14 protein-coding genes are annotated in these 20643 nt (G+C 46.9%); 13 read left to right on the top strand and 1 reads right to left on the bottom strand.

What is annotated here, in order from left to right; all coding sequences use genetic code 11:
• The first annotated feature begins 7 nt into the window (after positions 1–7).
• Complete coding sequence (locus tag NOG12_RS02400; RefSeq protein ID WP_313932316.1) at positions 8–850, top strand: DUF6279 family lipoprotein; 843 nt, start codon at positions 8–10, stop codon at positions 848–850.
• Positions 851–900: 50 nt separating this feature from the next.
• On the opposite strand, the gene pyk is transcribed toward NOG12_RS02400, so the two are convergent.
• Positions 901–2337, bottom strand: coding sequence for a pyruvate kinase (gene pyk / locus NOG12_RS02395; protein ID WP_313932315.1), 1437 nt, complete (start codon positions 2335–2337; stop codon positions 901–903).
• A gap of 146 nt (positions 2338–2483) precedes the next feature.
• Here pyk and NOG12_RS02390 point away from each other — a divergent pair, with 146 nt between their 5' ends.
• The 12 genes from NOG12_RS02390 to NOG12_RS02335 all read left to right on the top strand — a co-directional run bounded on the left by NOG12_RS02390 (position 2484) and on the right by NOG12_RS02335 (position 20641).
• Positions 2484–3929, top strand: a complete 1446-nt coding sequence (locus NOG12_RS02390) for a glyceraldehyde-3-phosphate dehydrogenase (protein WP_313932314.1) — start codon at positions 2484–2486, stop codon at positions 3927–3929.
• Between the two features lie 107 nt (positions 3930–4036).
• Positions 4037–5167, top strand: coding sequence for a M14 family metallopeptidase (locus NOG12_RS02385; RefSeq protein WP_313932313.1), 1131 nt, complete (start codon positions 4037–4039; stop codon positions 5165–5167).
• A 56-nt stretch (positions 5168–5223) separates the two neighbouring features.
• Entirely contained in the window at positions 5224–6909 is a 1686-nt protein-coding gene (locus NOG12_RS02380; RefSeq protein WP_313932312.1) for an alanine/glycine:cation symporter family protein, read from the top strand.
• A 159-nt stretch (positions 6910–7068) separates the two neighbouring features.
• Positions 7069–7359, top strand: coding sequence for a hypothetical protein (locus NOG12_RS02375; RefSeq protein ID WP_228759429.1), 291 nt, complete (start codon positions 7069–7071; stop codon positions 7357–7359).
• Positions 7360–7361: 2 nt separating this feature from the next.
• Positions 7362–7643, top strand: coding sequence for a YeaC family protein (locus NOG12_RS02370; RefSeq protein ID WP_110075066.1), 282 nt, complete (start codon positions 7362–7364; stop codon positions 7641–7643).
• Positions 7644–7658: 15 nt separating this feature from the next.
• Positions 7659–8144, top strand: a complete 486-nt coding sequence (locus tag NOG12_RS02365; RefSeq protein WP_153825631.1) for a GAF domain-containing protein — start codon at positions 7659–7661, stop codon at positions 8142–8144.
• Positions 8145–8167: 23 nt separating this feature from the next.
• Positions 8168–8464, top strand: a complete 297-nt coding sequence (locus NOG12_RS02360; RefSeq protein WP_110075068.1) for a hypothetical protein — start codon at positions 8168–8170, stop codon at positions 8462–8464.
• Complete coding sequence (gene proQ, locus NOG12_RS02355; protein ID WP_313932311.1) at positions 8451–9161, top strand: RNA chaperone ProQ; 711 nt, start codon at positions 8451–8453, stop codon at positions 9159–9161. The genes NOG12_RS02360 and proQ overlap by 14 nt, the downstream gene beginning before the upstream one ends.
• A gap of 5 nt (positions 9162–9166) precedes the next feature.
• Positions 9167–11230 carry a carboxy terminal-processing peptidase gene (prc, locus tag NOG12_RS02350; protein WP_313932310.1) on the top strand — a complete coding sequence of 688 codons (2064 nt, stop codon included), beginning with the start codon at positions 9167–9169 and terminating at the stop codon, positions 11228–11230.
• A 220-nt stretch (positions 11231–11450) separates the two neighbouring features.
• Entirely contained in the window at positions 11451–12920 is a 1470-nt protein-coding gene (gene nhaC / locus NOG12_RS02345; protein ID WP_313932309.1) for a Na+/H+ antiporter NhaC, read from the top strand.
• Positions 12921–12937: 17 nt separating this feature from the next.
• Positions 12938–15580, top strand: a complete 2643-nt coding sequence (gene pepN / locus NOG12_RS02340; RefSeq protein ID WP_313932308.1) for an aminopeptidase N — start codon at positions 12938–12940, stop codon at positions 15578–15580.
• 219 nt (positions 15581–15799) lie between these two features.
• Entirely contained in the window at positions 15800–20641 is a 4842-nt protein-coding gene (locus tag NOG12_RS02335; protein ID WP_313932307.1) for an NAD-glutamate dehydrogenase, read from the top strand.
• Positions 20642–20643: the final 2 nt, after the last annotated feature.

Raw genomic sequence — 20643 nt, 5'->3', positions numbered from 1 at the left:
AAAACCTATGTTGAAAAAGCTTACCTTACTAGCCATGCTGACGTTCCTGGTAGGCTGTTCAACTCAGTTAGGTTACCGCTTCGCCGATACCATCATCGAATGGCAATTGAGTAGCATTGTCGAACTGCGGCCAGAATTGCAACGTGATGTGGATCAGGTGATTACTGATTTGCATCAATGGCACGCCCGTGAAGAAATGCCTCGTTATCACCAAGAATTAGCAAAAATTCGTACCGCTATTGCCAACGATGAAGTGGATGCGGCCTTTTTAGACACCAGCTATGAGGCTGTGTGGCAAGCTTGGCAACGTATTTTAGAGCAATTAGAACCGCATGCTCAGTCACTCCTACCTCGCCTTAATGATGCTGAACGAGCTCAACTACGAGAAAGTTTGGAGCAACGTCAGCAGCAGCAAATAGAGGAGTTTAAGGAGCGTCAACAAGAAGACCAACCGCAACGACGCTTTCAGCGGGCTGAGAAAAATATCAAAACCTGGCTGGGCTCAGTCAATAGCGAGCAGCGACAGTTATTGCGTCAATGGCTAGCGCAACGGGTGGATAATCAACAACAGTGGTTGCTTTATAGCATGCAGTGGCAAGCACAGTTTTTGCTGTTAGTCGACTACCCACAACAGCAAGACTTTGAGCAACAGTTAAAGTTACTGATGTTTTCACCACAAGAGTTACGTAGTGATGAGTTGCAGCAAAGTATTGAGACCAACAGGGTGTTAACTACGGATTTGGTGCTAGCTATTTACGCTAGCATGGATGCTAAGCAAAAACGTCATTTATTAAGAAAAATAGATGGCTATTTGGATGATATTGATGGCATTGTCCGCTATTACCAATAGCGCCGCTGAGGTTAGCAGCGACGCTATCTAAGAGCAAACCAAGCGCCGCGTTAGCGTACTTCGATAATTTTACAGGTATTGGTAGAGCCCACGGATTCCATCACATCACCGTGGGTTAAAATAACCAAATCACCACTGACTAAATGGCCACGCTTTTTCACCTGTTCAATCGCGTCATGCACTAACTCATGGGGTTCACTTTGCGTTGAGTCAAAGTTAATCGGGTAGACCCCACGATAAAGCGCACAACGGGCTCGACTGCTGGCATGCCGAGATAGCGAAAAGATCGGCAGAGCGGTATTAATACGTGACATCAATTTTGCCGTTGAGCCAGATTCTGTAAGCGCAATAATCGCCTTGACGCCAGTTAAGTGAGTAGCCGCATACATGGCGGTGATGGCGGTCGCTTCTTGGATGCTGGTAAAGGTTTCTTCTAAATCGGTGTTATCAATCACCACACTTGGGTGAGTTTCAGCGCCCAAGCAAATTTCTGCCATCGCCTTGACCGTAGCGACTGGGTGCTTACCGGCGGCCGTTTCGGCAGATAGCATCACTGCATCGGTGCCGTCTAACACCGCGTTAGCTACGTCCATTACTTCAGCTCGCGTTGGCATCGGGTTTTCAATCATCGATTCCATCATTTGCGTAGCTGTAATCACCACTTTATTGAGTTGGCGTGAACGCTCAATGATGCGTTTTTGTTTACCCACTAATTGAGCGTCGCCAATTTCAACGCCTAAATCACCACGGGCAACCATCACGGCATCAGAAGCGCGAATAATGTCATCTAACGCAGCATCGGAAGCCACGGCTTCAGCTCGTTCAATTTTGGCACAAATTAAGCCATCACCACCGGCATCGCGCAATAGTGTGCGCGCTTGATTGATGTCGGCGCCGGTACGAGGGAAGGACACCGCAAGATAATCTACCCCTATGGCTGCCGCGGTTTTAATATCATCTAAATCTTTATCAGTCAGTGCTGCTGCCGACAGGCCTCCACCTAAGCGGTTGATGCCTTTATTATTCGATAATTTGCCACCCACCAAGACAGTGGTGGTGACCTGATTGCCAGAAACATCTTCAACTTGTAACCGAACACGGCCATCGTCGAGCAGCAAAATATCGCCAACATCTACATCTGCAGGGAGTTGTTTATAATCGATGCCAACCCGCTGATGGGTGCCAGCGTTTTTGTCGAGTTCGGCATCCAGTACAAAAACATCGCCTTCATCTAGCGTAATCGCACCATCTGCAAATTTTGCGACACGAATTTTCGGGCCTTGTAGATCGCCTAAAATGGCCACATGAACGCCCAGGCTTTGTGCAATCTCACGAACTTGCGCAGCACGTTGCTGATGATCAGCCGCGTTACCGTGAGAAAAGTTTAAACGCACCACATTAGCGCCAGCTTTAATCAGAGACTCTAAAACGTGAGGGGAATCGGTGGCAGGACCGAGCGTGGTAACGATCTTAGTACGACGTAACATGACAGTACTCCTTAGTGATAAGCTTAAGAATTATATCACGTTAAACCTTAGGTAACATAGATTCTGGCGCTTGGCGCAGGTTTTAAGTACAATAGCCAGCAATTTTTCACGCAACCGTCAAATTTACTCAACATAAAGGTAACCTCATGAGTGATCAGCAACAGGATCTGACTTTACAGAGCTGGCAGGAACGCCAAGAATACGCAGAAATGATGCAGCCTTTAATTGGTCGTCTATACCGTAATTACGGGGTGGAGATCTTAGTCTATGGCCGCTCGTTATTAAACGTTGACACCATTAACATCATCAAAGCGCATCGGTTAATTCGTCGCCACGAAGGGGTGAAAGTACGGTTGCGCGAAAGCTTTCCATTCATTGAAGCTTTAAGCAAAATGCAATTGGCGCCAGCGCGCGTTGATTTAGGTAAATTAGCTTACAACTATTTGCATAAAGATGCGGGTAAGGGCGACAGCATTGAAGCATACCTGCAACGCGAACTCGCAGACATCATCGACAAAGCTGATGAAATTGCAGCGCAAGATGTGGTGCTGTATGGTTTTGGCCGGATTGGTCGATTGCTAGCACGGTTATTAATTGAGCGTAACGGCAGCAATAATAAAATGCGTTTACGCGCTATTGTTGTGCGTGGCGGGCGTGACGGTGATTTAGAAAAACGTGCCAGTTTATTGCGTCGCGATTCTATTCACGGTCCATTTAATGGTTCTATTACTGTTGATCACGAAAACAGTGCCATCAAAGCCAACGGCACCAGCATTAAAGTGATTTACTCAGACGGTCCAGACCAAATTGATTACACCCAATACGGAATCGATAACGCCATCGTGATCGACAATACCGGCATTTGGAAAGATGAAGCTGGCCTAGGCTTGCACTTGAAATCAAAAGGTGTGAAAAAAGTCTTGTTAACAGCACCAGCCAAAGGCGGCATCAAGAATGTGGTTTATGGTGTGAACCATGACGACATTTTGCCAGAAGATCTAATTGTTAGCGCTGCTAGCTGTACGACAAACGCCATTACGCCGGTATTGAAAGTAGTTAATGATGAGTTTGGTATTCGCAATGGCCACGTTGAAACAGTGCACTCATATACCAACGACCAAAACCTTATTGATAACTATCATAAAGCTGACCGTCGTGGTCGTTCAGCGCCATTAAACATGGTGTTGACCGAAACCGGTGCGGCCAAAGCTGTTGCTAAAGCGCTGCCAGAATTAGCCGGTAAATTAACCGGGAATGCGATTCGAGTGCCAACGCCAAACGTATCTATGGCGATCATGAACTTAAACTTAAACAAGTCGACCAGCAAAGACGAAATGAATGCCTTCTTGCGTGACCAAGCATTGCATTCAGAGTTGCAAGCGCAAATCGATTTCACCGCTTCAACCGAGATTGTTTCGACCGATTTAGTTGGCTCGCGTTACGCAGGTGTGGTTGATTCACAAGCGACCATTGTTGACCAAGACCGTGCGGTTCTGTACGTCTGGTATGACAATGAGTTTGGCTACAGCTGTCAGGTTGTTCGTGTAGCTGAGCAAATGGCTGGTCAGCAACTGCTGAACTTACCTAAATAGCAATACATCCATGCAAAAGCGCCTTCCGATAGGCGCTTTTTATTTTGTCCGCAACCGATGAAACCCAGGTTGCGGCGACTCTATTCATTATAAAAAAGGGGAACGCGATGTTCATTACGGCCCAATTTGATAGCGGTAATATCGAGGTTATCGAAGCTAATTCAGTAGACAATATTCAGTTGGCGATTCGCAAAGATAACCAATCAGATTTTTATCAATGGTTCCATTTTAAGCTCTACGGTGAACCCGGTGTTGAGCATGTGATGACCATCACCAACGCCGGTACTTCAGCTTACCCTGATGGCTGGAAAGATTACGGTGCCGTCGCATCCTACGATCGAGAGAACTGGTTCCGGGTACCTACCGAATACAACGGCAAAGAACTGGTGATCCGCTTCGCGCCGGACCAAGAAAGTGTTTATTTTGCATACTTCACACCATACTCCTATGAGCGTCATCAAGACCTAGTACAGTGGGCGCAACAAAGTATTGAATGCCAGCACGTGCTATTGGGCCAAACCCTTGATGGTCGTGATATGAATCTGCTGGTGATTGGCGAACCGGACGACCATAAAAAGGCTATCTGGATTACCGCACGTCAGCATCCTGGTGAGTCTATGGCCGAGTGGTTCGTAGAAGGCCTGCTAAGTCGCTTACTGGATGATGAAGATGGAACCGCGCGACGGTTATTAGAAGACAACGTCTTTTATGTTGTGCCTAACATGAACCCTGATGGTAGTGTGCGTGGTCATTTGCGTACCAATGCCGTCGGCGTAAACTTAAACCGTGAGTGGGCAGAGCCAAGCCTAGAGCGTAGCCCTGAGGTTTATTTGGTACTGCAAGCTATGGCAGCAAGTGGGGTAGACTTGTATTTGGATATTCATGGTGATGAAAATCTACCCTATAACTTTTTGGCCGGTTCAGAAGGCATCCCAAGCTATACTGAGCAGATGGATAAATTAGGTGAGCAATTTAAGCAAACCTTACTGAACATTACGCCAGAGTTTCAAACTAAATTTGGCTATGAGGTGGATAAACCAGGTGAAGCTAACTTAACCGTAGCGAGTAATGCGGTGGCAGAACGCTTTAACTGTTTAGCCTTTACCTTAGAAATGCCATTTAAAGATAATGCTGATTTACCTGATGCTGATTTCGGTTGGTCTGCTAATCGTAGCCAGCAGTTAGGTGCCGATGTATTAAGTGCGATTTATTCAATCGCAAATAACTTGCGCGACTAAGTCGCGCAAGCTAGCTTAAAAGCGAACAACAACAATAATAACGCTAGGGGGACACCTTGGAAGCAATTAATAATTTCTTACTGCTACTAGATAGCTATCTAGGTTCGGCAGCCTATTTCCCATATATTCTGTTGGGTGTAGGTTTGTTTTTTACGCTCTACTTGGGCTTTCCACAAATCCGTTTTTTCGGGCATGCCTGGAAAGTGGTCACGGGAAAATTTGATAAAAAGGGTGCACAAGGCGATACCACGCACTTTCAAGCTTTATCAACCGCGTTATCGGGTACTGTGGGTACTGGTAATATCGGTGGTGTTGCCCTAGCTATCTTTTTAGGTGGTCCAGCAGCTTTGTTCTGGATGTGGATCACTGCCTTTTTGGGGATGACCACTAAATTTGTTGAGGTAACTTTATCGCACAAATACCGGGTACAAACGGAAGATGGCACCATGGCTGGCGGCCCTATGTATTTTATGGACCGTCGCTTGAACATGAAGTGGTTGGCCGTGATTTTTGCGATAGCCACCATTATCAGCTCTTTCGGTACTGGCAACATGCCGCAAGTAAATAACATTGCGCAAAGCATGCAAGCCTCGTTTGGTATTGAACCTATGTTAACGGGTGGTATTTTGGCCATCATGTTAGCCATGGTTATCATCGGTGGCATTAAACGTATCGCTGCAGTGACCTCGAAAATTGTACCCATCATGGGCGTGCTTTATATCATAGGTTCACTAAGTGTTATCTTCTTCAACTTAGACCAGATTGGGCCTTCGTTTGCAGCCATTTTCAGCGATGCCTTTACTGGCTCAGCAGCTACTGGCGGCTTCTTAGGTGCGACCTTTGCTTACGCCTTTAATCGCGGGGTAAACCGAGGCTTGTTCTCAAACGAGGCAGGTCAAGGTTCAGCTCCGATTGCCCACGCAGCAGCGCGCGCCGACGAACCTGTATCTGAGGGCATGGTGTCCATTTTAGAACCTTTTATCGACACCATAGTTATCTGTACCTTAACCGGTTTGGTGATCTTGTCGTCCGGGGTTTGGTCAGAGAAGCATACAAATGAGTTCTCTCGTACTGACCTTGAAATCGTGGCCGGCCACTATGACGATACCACTCAAGCGGATCGCCAAGCCTTATACCATTACTTAAATGGTACCTCTGAAAATACTATTGAGAAGTACACAGGTACGATTGAAGTCGCTAATGGTAAACCTGTGAGTAATGGCTTTACCATTTTGCATGCGCGCTCGGTTGCAGAAAACGTGCGCTTTATTGTAGCTGGTGAAGACCCCTACACGGGTGTCCTTAGAATCGATAATGGCGCCTTACGCAAACAAGATATCCAAATTTTTGGTGATTCATTGATTCACTCAGCAGCACTTACCGCCAAGGCCTTTGGGCGTGGCTTCTTAGGTGATGCAGGTGAATACATTGTGCCTATCAGTTTGCTGCTGTTTGCGTTTTCTACTGCCATTGCTTGGTCCTATTACGGTGATAGGGCGGTGGTCTACCTGGTTGGACAGCGTGGTGTCATGCCTTATCGGATTCTGTACGTGGCTGGCTTCTTTGTCGCCTCATTTGCCGATACCACCTTAGTGTGGACACTTTCATACGTCGCAATTGTGTTGATGACTCTACCTAACTTATTTGGTTTGGTGTTACTCAGACGCGAGATGAAAGATACGGTGAAGGCTTACTGGCAGGATTTTGAAGCTGAAAAAAATGGCAGTCAATCTGACAAGTAACCATTGATTGAGTAAAAACCCGCTGCGGCGGGTTTTTATTTGTCCGCAAACTCTGGGCAATGCTTGAATTTACTCTGAGATCCCTTATATTGCCTACTTAGATTGCTGAAAATTGAGGTACCCATGGCGTTAATAGAATGCCCGTCATGTAACAAACGCATGTCCGACAAAGCAGACACTTGTCCCCATTGTGATTTTCGGGTGGCAGGTGCAACTCCGGAGCAACGTAATCGCGAGCTAGAGCGCTTATTACAAGCTAAAAAAGATAAAATATTAGGCCAGTCTATGCTTGCGTTATTGATCGCAATTGCTGCCTTTACGTATTTTTTCATTCAGCAACCTCATCCCGAGAGTTGGCAGTCGAGCGCAGCATATGGTGCTATGATTGTTGGCTTGGTGTGGTTTGTGCTTAACCGCGTTCGATTATTGTTCTTAAAAAGGAAGCGTTAGTCATGCAGTTTGACGAACTTCTCGCCAGTATTACCCCGGAAACTTTTGAGCGTTTGTTGCAAGCCGTTGAATTAGGCCGTTGGCCCGATGGTGCCAAGCTTTCAGAAGAGCAACGTGCTAATTCTATTCAACTCGTGATGGCCTATCAGGCGCGCTACCGGCCATCGGATGAGCCATTTCGGATTGGCTCAGATGGGCAATTAGTCACACGCAGTAAGCGCGAGATGAAGGCTGATTTAACTGGAGCTGGCACCATTGCGAGCTTTTCACTCAATGATAACTAAGGCAATAACACTGTTATGAGTCAAACCCTTGTAGACTATCAGCTGTTAATTGAGCAAGCTAAAGCCATTACCGCTGATGAACCCGACCTGATTGCCAACTTGAGCAACCTGTCAGCCCTTATTAACGAGACTTTAGCCGATGTTAATTGGGTCGGCTTTTATTTAACGCGGGCGCCCGAATTGTTGGTGTTGGGGCCATTTCAAGGTAAAGTAGCTTGCTTACGTATTGCCTTTGGTAAGGGCGTTTGTGGAGCTGCCGCAGCAACGCGGCAAACCCAACTGGTAGAAGATGTTCACCAGTTCGCTGGACATATCGCTTGTGATGCTGCTTCTAATTCAGAAGTAGTAGTGCCTTTAATCGTAGCGGATCAGGTGGTAGGGGTGTTGGATATTGATAGCCCTAGTGTGGCTCGTTTCAGTCCAGCTGATGCGGCTGGATTAACCGAGTTAGGCCGATTTATTGAGAGTTTAGACTGGTCACAGTTGCAGCCTAGCGCCTAGGTTACGGAAACATAAGGCTAACCATGTATAACGAATTTGATATTTATGCGTATTTAGTTAGTCAACAGGATATGCAGTTTTTTGAAGGTGACGAAGAAACTGCAACGGATCAATTAAACGAAATGCTGCACTATATTGTCGACTTTAGTGAAGAAACCGACACTTTAGCGCAGCTTGAAGAAGTGGTACGCCGTGTACTTTTTGAATGGATAGAAAACCCAGCCTTGCTGGAGCTAGACAGTGAAGAAATGCAGGCTTATATAACGGAGCAACTGGCGGACGTACGCCAGCAGGATATTGACGAAGATGACCCATATTGAAGAAAACCAAACCGCAAGTAAGTTATCCAAAACTAAAGACGTGATCGCTTATTTAGCGGCAAAGTTTCCGGCCTGCTTTTACGCGGAAGGAGATGCAAAACCTCTAAAAATTGGAGTGTTTGATGACCTTGCCGCACGTTTAGATGATGATGAGACGGTAAGCAAAACGCGTTTGCGTATTGCCTTACGCCACTATACCAACAGCTGGCGTTACCTACGTACCGTAAAAGCTGGCGTTGAACGGGTTGATCTAGATGGAAAGCCAGCGGGTATTGTAGAAGAGCAGCATCAACAACATGCCGAAGAGACGTTAGCGGCATCCAAAGCGGCAGCAGCAGAGCGTGCAGCGGCGAAACGTAAAGCAGAGGCAGACAAAAAGCCTCGTAGCCGAGCACCAAAAGCCGCACCAGCAAATGCTGCACGGCAGGCACGGGCTAAGCGTCCAGCTCGGAAGCCGGCTGCAGCAAGTGCCAGCAGCACCAACGCAAGTAACACGGCTAAAGCAGCACAACCGCAGTTAGCGGCAACGACAGTAGCTGCACTTAAAGTAGGGCAAGCTGTGCATGTAAAAGCCGGCGTTGCACCTATTCCAGGCAGTATTACTGAACTAGACAAAAACGATGTGCATGTGCAACTTCAAAACGGCTTAACGGTCAAAGTTAACGTTGCCGCAGTATTTGTTGCCAAGCAGGAGTAGTAAGTATGAGTAAAAAAGGGTTCACACGAAAGGCGATTGCAGTATTTATTGGTTTATCGTTAAGCCATGTAGCGCTTGCCTTACCACCGGCACATCAACTGGACGAACTGCCTGAGTTAGCACCAGCAGCTCAGCATGGCGTAGCTAGCCAACGTGTGAAAAACTTTTTTACGCGCTATCACTTCAAGCAAATGGAACTGGATAACGAACTCTCAGAGCAAATTCTTGAGCGTTATTTAGAAATGCTTGATTACAATAAAATGTTTTTACTGGCTACCGATATTGAACAGGCCCAAGAATATCGGTTGCTGTTTGATGACATGATCGATTCAGGCAAACTTAGCCCAGCATTTTCGCTCTATCAGAAGTCTTTGCAGCGGCGCTTTGAACGCTACTCTTATGCGTTATCCTTGTTAGACGAAGAACAACCCTTTGATTTCACTGAAACGGGTGACAAGTATCATTTTCAGCGTGAAGATGCGGATTGGCCTGCAGCAGCAACTGAGTTGGATGAACTGTGGCGTCAGCGGGTTAAATACGATGCGCTCAACTTAACCATGGCGGGTAAAGAATGGCCTGAAGTTGTTGAAACGCTTGGTAAACGCTACAACAACGCCCTAAAACGCTTAACTCAAACCAACAGTGAAGATGTCTTCCAAACGGTAATGAATGCCTTTGCACGCAGTGTCGAGGCGCACACCAGCTATTTGTCACCGGTAAATTCAGAGCGGTTTGAGCAGAACATGAACCTTTCCCTAGAGGGAATAGGGGCCGTACTGCAAGCGGATTACGATTACACGGTGATCCGCAGTTTAGTTCCTGGTGGACCCGCTGATAAGAGCGGGCAAGTGGCCGTAGATGATAAGATCGTTGGCGTGGCTCAGGGTGATGATGACGATGCTGACTTTGTCGACGTGATTGGCTGGCGGCTTGACGATGTGGTGGAGCTGATTAAAGGGCCCAAAGGTACTACGGTTAAACTACAAGTACTTAAAGCGAACCAAAGCGCCAGTGCCACGCCCAAAGAAGTGATGATTGTACGCGATAAGGTAAAACTCGAAGACCGTGCTGCCAAGATTGAGATCAAGCAATCTACGGATGATAAGTACGATGGTCGGGCCACCGCGCTGATTACCATTCCGGGCTTTTACAATAACCTCACCACTGATGTAGTGGCGTTATTAGAGGAAGCTGCCGCAGCGAATGTGGAAAGCTTAATCATCGATTTACGTGGCAATGGGGGCGGTTCGTTAGCTGAAGCTATCAGTTTGACGGGACTATTCATTGACCAAGGTCCTGTGGTACAAGTTGCCGATGGTAGCGGTCGGAAAGAAGTCAACGGCGACCGCGATGGTAAAACTTTCTACAATGGTCCCATGGTAGTGATGGTTGATCGCTACAGTGCGTCTGCCTCGGAAATTTTTGCCGCCGCTCTGCAAGATTATAACCGAGCGGTGATTGTGGGTGAAAATACCTACGGTAAAGGCACAGTACAACAACATCGTGGGATTGCACGGCCGTTTGATTTTTATGACGAGCCTTTAGGTAGCGTTCAATACACCATGGCTAAGTTTTATCGAATTAATGGTGGCAGCACGCAATTACGAGGGGTACAACCTGATTTAGAGTATCCATCCATCATTGATGCTGAAGAGTTTGGTGAGAGTTCGCAAGAAAACGCGTTGCCGTGGGATCAAATTACCCCAGCTAAATATCAAACTACCCATAGCATTCGTGGTTATGATTTTAAAACGCTGCAGCAACAACTCGATGAACAGATTCAAGGAAACCCAGAGTTTAATTATATTTTTGCTGATATCGAACGCTATCAACAAGAGAAAGAAAAAACTTGGGTAAGCTTGGTACTGGCTGAAAGAAAAGCGGAAGAAGCGGCCGACAAAGCTCGAAACCTTGCCCGTGCTAATGAACGTTTACAGCGTTTAGGACAGGAGCCGGTAGAGAAAATTGACGAAATTCCGACCGATTTAGAAGCGCCAGATCCTTACTTAGAAGAGACAGTCGAACTGGCGTTTAGGTTAGTAGACCAAGCTAAGATGGCTGCTAACTAAACTAGCTAATCTGTTGATATACCATTAGAAAGCCGCTTTTTGCGGCTTTTTTAATGGACAATCACTGGGTTTGGAAATAGGTGAATGGTAGCTTGGTTGTGCCTGATGACAGCACACAAGAATATGATCTTAGCCCGAGCTGGTTTATCATTAGCCTGACTAGAACATAAGCCTAGCTCACGCAATCGTGAGTAGACGATAAAAATAATAGAGAATATTTATGCAACACACCCCATCTAACGGAACCCGTTCGCCGAGTGTTCTGCAAGCTGCCACGCCGCTCGTGGTATTGATTATCATGCTAGCCAGTTCGGTGTATCTTTTTGGCGAAGATTCATCTTATGGACCAAACCAAATTGCACTCTGGATAGCTGCCGGCGTTGCTATTGCCATCGGTTTTTACAACCATTTTAGCTGGGAACAAATTGAAGATGGCATCAAAGAGGGGATTTCGGTAGCCCTTGGCGCGCTCTTGATTATTCTGGCCGTGGGTTCGCTTATTGGTACTTGGCTTTTAGCCGGCACCGTGCCTAGCATGATTTATTACGGCTTAGAGCTGCTTGATCCTAGTTGGTTTTATGCTGCTAGTGCGTTGATGTGTGGCATTATTTCGTTAGCAATAGGCAGCTCATGGACGACCGCAGCCACTATCGGGGTAGCCTTAATGGGGGTTGCGGCAGGTATGGGCCTATCACCAGCTATTACCGCTGGTGCTGTTGTTTCTGGTGCCTATTTCGGTGACAAAATGTCACCTTTGTCAGATACCACTAATCTAGCGCCAGCTGTGGCTGGCACTGAATTGTTTGCGCACATTCGGTACATGGCGCTTACGGCGGGCCCTGGCTTTGCCATTACCTTGGTTATTTTCTTAATCTTAGGCTTCAACGCTGATACTTCAGTGAGCTTACTCCAGCTAGAAAGAATGCAGCTAGAACTGCAAAACACCTTTAACATTGGTTGGTTAATGTTAGTGCCTTTGCTAGTTTTGTTATATCTAGCAGCCACCCGCAAGCCAGCGTTACCCACGGTATTTTTTGGTGCCTTGTTAGGCGGCCTTTGGGCGGTTATTTTTCAACCAGAAATGATCAGTAAGCTCGCAGAAGGGGACGATTCTTATGTTGCGACCCTGAAAATTGTTTGGCTTGCACTTACTGATGGGGTGAAAATTGAAACCAGCTCAGCTGATCTGAACGATCTTCTTAGCGGTGGCGGCATGTCAAGCATGCTAAATACCGTATGGTTGATTTTAAGTGCCATGACCTTCGGTGCCATTATGGAGAAACTAGGCCTATTGCAACGCCTAGTTGCTGGTATTTTAGGGTATGTGAAGTCGGTAGGAAGCCTGATTGGAGCTACGCTATTTACTTGTTTTGGCGCCAATGTACTCACCGCAGACCAATACATGGCGATTGTCTTACCCGGGCGCATGTACCGTGAAGAATTTGAGCGGCGTGGGCTTGACCCACGAGTGTTGTCTCGTACTTTAGAAGACAGCGCTACTTTAACCTCTGCATTAATCCCGTGGAACACTTGTGGTGCCTTCATGATGGGTGCTCTAGGTGTCAGCCCATGGATTTACGCCCCGTTTGCGTTCTTTAACTGGATAACCCCATTGATTGCGCTATTCTACGGTTACACCGGTATTAAAATTTTGCGCCTAGAGCAAACGGCCAAGCCAACCACAGCCTAACGAGGTGTGTACTCCCTATGAGTGAGAAACAAGCTAAGTTCCGGAGCGATTATCGTGCTCCGGACTTTTCTATCAGTACTGTTGAACTAACCTTTTATCTCGACCCTCATCACACCCGCGTGCATAACCGCATGCAAGTTCATCCGCAGCGCCAACAACAGCCACTATGCCTTGATGGCGAACAATTAAAGCTACTTGAAGTGAGTATTAACGGTGAACTTTTAGACGCCAACGATTATCAAGTTGACGCCCAGCAACTGGTGCTAACAAAGGTTCCAGAACAAGCGTTTGAACTGGAGGTGGTCACTGAAATTGACCCTGCTAATAATACTGCGCTTGAAGGTTTGTATCAGACCAATGGTAGTTTTTGTACTCAATGCGAAGCGGAAGGTTTTCGGCGTATCACTTATTATCTTGATCGGCCGGATGTGCTGGCGATTTTTACCACCACCATTTACGCCGATCAGCAACAGTATCCTTATCTCTTAAGTAACGGTAATCCTCAGGCCTCAGGTACCACTGCCGCAGGCCAGCAGTGGGTTACCTGGCACGATCCCTTTCCTAAACCAGCTTATTTGTTTGCCTTGGTGGCTGGCAACTTTGAGTTACTGGAAGACCATTTTACCACTCGTTCTGGTAAACAAGTGCTGTTGCAGCTCTTTGTCGACCCCGGCAATTTAGCGCGGGCTCATTATGCGATGCAGGCGCTAAAAAACTCCATGGTGTGGGACGAACAACGCTTTGGGCTTGAGTACGATCTAGATATCTACATGATTGTCGCCGTGGACTTTTTCAATATGGGGGCCATGGAGAATAAAGGCCTTAACGTGTTCAATTCACGTTATGTGCTAGCCGATGCCGCCACCGCCACCGACCAAGATTTTTTGAATGTTGAATCGGTTATCGGCCATGAATATTTTCATAACTGGACCGGTAATCGAATTACCTGTCGAGACTGGTTTCAACTGAGCTTAAAAGAAGGTTTAACGGTTTTTCGTGACCAAGAATTTAGTTCCGATTTAGGCTCGCGGGCGGTTAATCGGATCCAAGCTATCCGAGTGATGCGAAGTCATCAGTTCAATGAAGATGCTAGCCCTATGGCGCATCCGATTCGGCCTGACAAAGTTATTGAAATGAATAACTTTTACACAGTTACTGTGTACAACAAAGGGGCCGAAGTTATCCGGATGCTACACACCTTGCTTGGTGAAACGGGATTTCAAGCGGGCATGCAGTGCTATATTGAGCGCCACGATGGCCAAGCCGTGACCTGTGATGACTTTATTGCGGCGATGGCAGCGGCTAATCAGCGCGATTTAACTCGGTTTAAAAACTGGTACAGTCAAGCCGGCACTCCGGTCGTTAGAGTAACAGAAAACTATACTCCAGCGAGCGCTCAGGCGGCGGGGCAGCTTCGGCTTACGTTCGCGCAACACACACCAGCTACGCCGGGGCAAACTAGCAAACAACCGGTACATATCCCGGTATTGTTAAGTGCCTATTCAAGCCGCGGCGAACGTCTTAACCTAACTCATCCAGAGCTGCAACTGCACGAATCCGGCAGTTATTTATTTGAGCTCACCGAGGCCACGGCAGAATTGACGATAACCGGATTGCAACAGCGCCCGATTCTGGCGCTGTTAGAGAACTTCAGTGCGCCGGTGCGCTTAGAATACAACCAAAGCTTTGCTGACAAAGCGGTACTGTTGGGGTCTGCAGAACAAGAAGTAACGCGCTGGGAAGCCGCCCAACAGATGTATCTAGATTTGCTCACAGCAGCAGTAGCTAAAGATGGGCTAGTCAGCTTGCCACCGGAAGTAAGTCAAGCCTTACAAGAGCTTCTGGCAGCACCACTCGACCCTGCGCTAAAAGCCTTAGCTTTGACCCCTCCGGCCGCAGAAGAGTTAGCCGAGCATTATCCGCAGGATATCCCTCTAGCCCTGATTGGCGTGGCTTGTGAGCAATTAAAACGAGCGATTGCGGCAGCCTTGGCAGAGCAATTAGCAACCTGGTGGCAACAACAGCAAGGTCAACCCTATGAACTAACCGCCGAGGCTATAGCGCAGCGCAGCCTCACGCATCTGGCTGCCTACTATTTGGCGTTGAACGAGCCTGAAGCTTTCAATAGTGAGATTAGCCAAGCTTTTAGCCATGCCGACAATATGACGAGCCAGCAGGCGTTACTGCAAATTGCAACGCACTTAGAATTAGCTTGTGCCAGCGACTTATTAGAGCAATTTGAGTTGCGCTGGCAACATGATCCTTTGGTCTTAGATAAATGGTTCGCGGTGCAAGCTAGTGCACCTGTGGCGGGCACTGTTGCACGGGTAGCTGAGCTGGTTGATCATCCGCGTTTTAATCGAAATAACCCGAATCGTGTCTATGCGTTGTTAGCTACTTTCAGTCGCAATCTGCTGGCTTTTCATCAAGCTGATGGAGCAGGGTACCAAGTGGTTGCGAGCATGATCCGTTACTTGAACGGTAAAAACCCTCAAGTGGCAGCGCGGCTTATCACGCCATTCACTCAATGGCGACGGTTCGATAAGCAACGTCAAAAGCTGCTGCTTGGTCATCTGCAAGAGCTGCAACAATTGCCGAATTTAGCGCCTGATTTGGCCGAGAAAATTAGCAGTAGTTTGGCTCCTGATATGCAGGCCTAGCCGCAGCCTTTGTAATAATCATGCAAAGCTTTTGGATAAACATGTTCAGACCGCGAAATTCGTGGTCTGAACACTGTTTTTTGTGCTTTATAATGATTGAATAACCTAGCTAAATGTCCGACAATAATATGAATTATTTCGCTGTGTGATTTTACCGGCTGGCGGTGCCAGAGGGTAGAACCATATCGTTATATCTCATCACGTTAAAAGGACACTAGCATGAATGCGTTTGGCGAAGGCCAGATCCCCGTTATTTTGCAGAAGGTGGCCGATCTGATTGAACACAGAGCTACCGATCGAGCCGACTTAATCAAAGATTTTGCGTTGAGGTTATATAGAAATATCTCACCGGATGATCTGGCGCTGCGAAATGACAGCGACATGTACGGCGCGGTGATGGGATTGTGGCACAGCTTCAACGAATACACGCCCGGTAAAAAAGCCTTAATTAAAATCTATAACCCAGAAGTGGCGCGCCACGGCTGGGAATCTGCGCATACCATTATTGAAATCATTCAATCAGATATGCCGTTTATGGTTGATTCCATTCGCATGGCTTTAACGCGCTTGGGTATCACCTCGCATTTGCTACTGCATTTGCCAATTAGCCATAAACGAAATGAGCAAAACCAAATCAACGAACTGCTTAAGGCTGGTACTCGTAACGATGATAACGAAGTCGATACGGTATTTCTGATTGAAGTGGATCGTCAAGCCTCTGCCGACGCTATCAAAACCCTGAAGAAAGAATTAGCTGCAGTAATGGAAGAAGTGACGGTATCGGTAGGTGATTGGTTGCCAATGCGTAACAAACTGACCGAACTGGCCGCAGACTTAAGCAAGATTAATTACCCTGGTAGTCAACAAGAACTGCAAGAAGCACAGCGGTTTTTAAGTTGGTTAGCCAAAGATAACTTTACCTTAATGGGCTATCGTCGTTACGACTTAGTGCCGATTGAAGGTGACTACATCATTCGCCAACAAACTGAATCCAGCCTTGGCTTGATGCGCAAAAGCGCCACTAACAAAGAACGCTTGGTATCATCTTTACCAGAAGTAGCGCGTGACATGACTTTTGACGATAGTTTGTTATTGGTAACTAAGACCAATACCAAGTCTAAGGTTCACCGTCCAGCTTACAATGACTACATTGGCATTAAGCGCTTTGATGACAACGGCAAAGTGATTGGTGAAGATCGTTTTATTGGTCTGTACTCCAGCAGTTTCTATAACAACAGCGCGCGTGATGTTCCATTAGTTGGCGATAAGATTAAACGCGTGATGGAAGCATCAGGTTTCGCACCTAACTCACACGCAGCCAAAGCGTTATTGAATATTCTTGAAACCTATCCGCGCGATGAGATTGTACAAGCAAATGAAGACGACCTGCTTGAAGTAGGGCTGGGCGTGTTGCAGATGCAAGAGCGCGATATGACGCGGTTGTTTGTCCGTCGAGATATTTTTGGTCGCTTTGCATCGTGCATGGTGTTTGTACCGAAAGAACGCTACAACACCTTATTACGTCAAAAGACCCAGCAGATTTTAGCAACCTCGTTGCACAGCACTGCGGAAGTTGACTTTACCACCTATTTTTCTGAGTCCTCCCTAGCTAGAACTCATTATACCGTGCGCATTGGCGAGCACGTACAGGACATTGATGTGAAAGAACTTGAGCAAAACTTAGTTGAAGCAGCGCGCACTTGGGAAGATAACTTCGAGCGCATTTTAAGTAGCACCTTCGGTGAAGGTCGCGCTAACGAGCTGAATAAAAAATATGCCAATGCGTTCCCGCGGGCCTATAAAGAGGACGTCTTGCCATCGGTTGCTATTGCCGATTTACAGCAGATTGAAGCCCTAGACGACGAACACAAACTAGGCATGCTGTTTTATCGTTCACGCGAAGAGAACGAAACCAGTAAAAAAATTCGCTTAAAACTGTTCCATAAAGACGAGCCGATTCATTTGTCTGATGTGTTACCGATGTTAGAAAACTTCGGCTTGCGGATCATTGGTGAGAGCCCGTACCAGATTAAAACGACCGACGGCAATCTATTCTGGGTGTTAGACTTCCAGATGTTGCACAACAACGTCAAGCTCGACCTTGAAGCCAGTCGTGATTTGTTCCAAGACGCCTTTGCGAAGGTTTGGGACGGTCACTATGAAGATGATGGTTTTAACCGTTTGGTACTAAGCGCCGGTCTAACAGGTCGCCAAGTGATTATTTTACGTATGTTTGCTAAATACATGCGTCAAATTGGTACGACCTTCAGCCAGAGCTACATTGAAAGTACCTTTGGGAAATACCCACTGATTGCCAAATTGATCATTAAGCTGTTCTATACTAAGTTTGAACCGAAAGAGAAGAGCCGCGCGAAGAAAATCGAAGCCTTAGAAACGCGTATTGCTTCTGAGCTAGAAAACGTAGCCAACCTCGATGACGACCGTATTATTCGTCGTTACGTTGAGCTGATTTTGGCTGCACTGCGAACCAACTTCTTCCAAGCTGATGCCTCTGGCAACGAAAAACCCTACATTTCGGTTAAGTTTATGCCTGAACTTATTCCTGAAATGCCATTGCCGCTACCTAAGTACGAAATTTTTGTGTATTCACCTCGCGTAGAAGGGGTGCATTTACGTGGTGGCAAAGTAGCTCGTGGTGGCTTGCGCTGGTCAGATCGCCGTGAAGATTTCCGTACAGAAGTTCTCGGCTTGGTGAAAGCGCAGCAAGTTAAGAACACTGTGATTGTTCCGGTTGGCGCCAAAGGTGGTTTCTTCTGTAAAAACTTACCAGAAGAGCGGGAAGCCTTTTTCGAAGAGGGTAAGGCTTGTTACCGCACCTTTATTCGTGCCTTGTTGGATATCACGGACAACATTGTTAACGGTGAAGTTGTACCACCACAAGACGTAGTTCGTCATGATGAAGACGACATTTATTTAGTGGTTGCGGCCGATAAAGGAACCGCGACTTTCTCTGACATTGCTAACAGTATTTCAGCGGAATACAACTTTTGGTTGGGTGACGCCTTTGCCTCTGGTGGCTCTGTAGGTTATGACCACAAGAAAATGGGGATCACAGCCCGTGGTGCATGGGAATCTGTGAAACGTCATTTCCGTGAACTTGGGGTTGATTGCCAAACCACTGATTTTACCGCAGTAGGTATCGGCGATATGGCTGGCGATGTGTTCGGTAACGGTATGTTGTTATCCAAACATACGCGCTTAGTTGCAGCCTTTAACCACATGCACATTTTTGTGGATCCAAATCCGGATGCGGCAAGCAGCTACGCCGAGCGTGAGCGCCTGTTCAAGTTACCGCGTTCAAGCTGGGCCGATTACGATAGTTCGTTAATTTCTTCTGGTGGTGGTATTTTCTTGCGCAGTGCGAAAGCCATTGAATTAACGCCAGAAATGAAAAAATTATTTAACACTCAGAAAAAGTCGTTGACGCCAACTGAGATGATTAAAACCATCTTAACTTTGCCCGTCGACTTACTTTGGAACGGTGGTATTGGTACTTACGTTAAGAGCAGTAAGGAAAGCGACAGCGACGTTGGTGATCGTGCTAACGATGCGGTGCGGGTGAACGGTGGCGAACTGCGCACTAAGATTGTCGGCGAGGGCGGTAACCTAGGTTTCACCCAATTAGGACGTATCGAATACGCTCGTAACGGCGGTCGTATCAATACTGATGCGATTGACAACGTAGGTGGCGTTGATTGTTCGGATAACGAAGTTAATATCAAGATCTTGTTGAATGGTTTGGTTGCCAACGGCGATTTGACCCGAAAACAACGCGATCAGTTGCTATACGACATGACCGACGAAGTGGCGCAAATCGTGATTAAAGATTGCTTCCGTCAATCGCAATCAATTTCCGTTACAGCGATTCGTGGTGCCGATCAGATTAAAGAATTGCAGCGCTTTATTCATCACCTAGAACGTGAAGGGCAACTTAACCGTGCACTTGAGTTTTTACCGGATGATGATGAATTGGCAGAACGTCAGGCGCTCAATAAGGGCTTAACCCGTCCTGAATTAGCCGTGATCACTGCCTATGGCAAGATGGTATTGAAAGATCAATTGGTCGATGACGCTATTATGGATGACCCTTTCCATGCGCGTTCACTGATTAATGCGTTTCCTAAGCCGTTGCAAGAAACCTATGCTGAGGCAATGCAAAATCACCCATTACGGGCGCAGATTATTGCTACGCGTTTAGCAAATAATATCGTTAACGATATGGGACCGAACTTTGTTTATCGCAAAGCAGACGCGACCGGGGCTACTGTTGCTGAAGTAGCAAACGCCTACGTGATTGCGCGTGAATGCTTTAATTTGCGTGGTCTAATGGAAGCCATTGAAGCAGGTAACAACCAAATTCCTGCCGATGTGCAGAACAGCATGCTATTCCAGATCCGTCGGGTTGTGCGTCGTGCTACACGTTGGTTCTTGCGCCATCCAAATCCTGAACTAGGTAACATTCAAGCGCACATTGATTTTTATCAAGACAGCTTTAATGACTTGCGGGAGAATGTGCTGGATTACGTTATTCCAGCCGAGCGTGATGCTATTCAGAAAGACATTGATAAGCTACAAGCGCAAGGCGTACCAGCAGATCTTGCTAAACAAGTTGCGATTCTGTCCACCTTGTTCTCGGCGCTGGATATTGCCGACGTGGCTAAACAAACAGGACGTAGTGAAGCTAGCGTAGCGAAAGCCTACTTTAATTTAGGCTCGCAAGTGTCCTTGCATTGGTTCTTGGAGCAAATTAACAGTCAGCCGGTTGATAACCACTGGCAAGCTCTAGCTCGTGCTGCGTTCCGCGAAGAGTTGGATTGGCAACAGCGTTCATTAACCATGAGTGTCTTGAACGGCAGTGACGAAGCCCAAGATAGCCTCGATGTGTTAGCGGCTTGGTTAGATGCAAATAAAGTCTTTGTAGACCGTTGGTTAGTGATGCTATCAGATTTCCGCACCACCAAAACCCATGAGTTTGCCAAGTTCTCCGTTGCGTTACGAGAACTGATGTTACTCAATCAAAACTGCACGTCGGCAGCTTAAGC

Source organism: Pseudidiomarina fusca, assembly GCF_032227045.1.
Classification (GTDB): domain Bacteria; phylum Pseudomonadota; class Gammaproteobacteria; order Enterobacterales; family Alteromonadaceae; genus Pseudidiomarina; species Pseudidiomarina fusca.
Note: the sequence above shows the minus strand (reverse complement) of the source record. Positions and strands in the feature narration are given on the sequence as shown.

Bases quoted from the DNA above. Each gene is read 5' to 3' on its own strand.
- NOG12_RS02400 (WP_313932316.1), top strand. From the start codon at position 8: ATGTTGAAAAAGCTTACCTTACTAGCCATGCTGACGTTCCTGGTAGGC.
- pyk (WP_313932315.1), bottom strand. From the start codon at position 2,337: ATGTTACGTCGTACTAAGATCGTTACCACGCTCGGTCCTGCCACCGAT.
- NOG12_RS02390 (WP_313932314.1), top strand. From the start codon at position 2,484: ATGAGTGATCAGCAACAGGATCTGACTTTACAGAGCTGGCAGGAACGC.
- NOG12_RS02385 (WP_313932313.1), top strand. From the start codon at position 4,037: ATGTTCATTACGGCCCAATTTGATAGCGGTAATATCGAGGTTATCGAA.
- NOG12_RS02375 (WP_228759429.1), top strand. From the start codon at position 7,069: ATGTCCGACAAAGCAGACACTTGTCCCCATTGTGATTTTCGGGTGGCA.
- NOG12_RS02370 (WP_110075066.1), top strand. From the start codon at position 7,362: ATGCAGTTTGACGAACTTCTCGCCAGTATTACCCCGGAAACTTTTGAG.
- NOG12_RS02365 (WP_153825631.1), top strand. From the start codon at position 7,659: ATGAGTCAAACCCTTGTAGACTATCAGCTGTTAATTGAGCAAGCTAAA.
- NOG12_RS02360 (WP_110075068.1), top strand. From the start codon at position 8,168: ATGTATAACGAATTTGATATTTATGCGTATTTAGTTAGTCAACAGGAT.
- proQ (WP_313932311.1), top strand. From the start codon at position 8,451: ATGACCCATATTGAAGAAAACCAAACCGCAAGTAAGTTATCCAAAACT.
- prc (WP_313932310.1), top strand. From the start codon at position 9,167: ATGAGTAAAAAAGGGTTCACACGAAAGGCGATTGCAGTATTTATTGGT.
- nhaC (WP_313932309.1), top strand. From the start codon at position 11,451: ATGCAACACACCCCATCTAACGGAACCCGTTCGCCGAGTGTTCTGCAA.
- pepN (WP_313932308.1), top strand. From the start codon at position 12,938: ATGAGTGAGAAACAAGCTAAGTTCCGGAGCGATTATCGTGCTCCGGAC.
- NOG12_RS02335 (WP_313932307.1), top strand. From the start codon at position 15,800: ATGAATGCGTTTGGCGAAGGCCAGATCCCCGTTATTTTGCAGAAGGTG.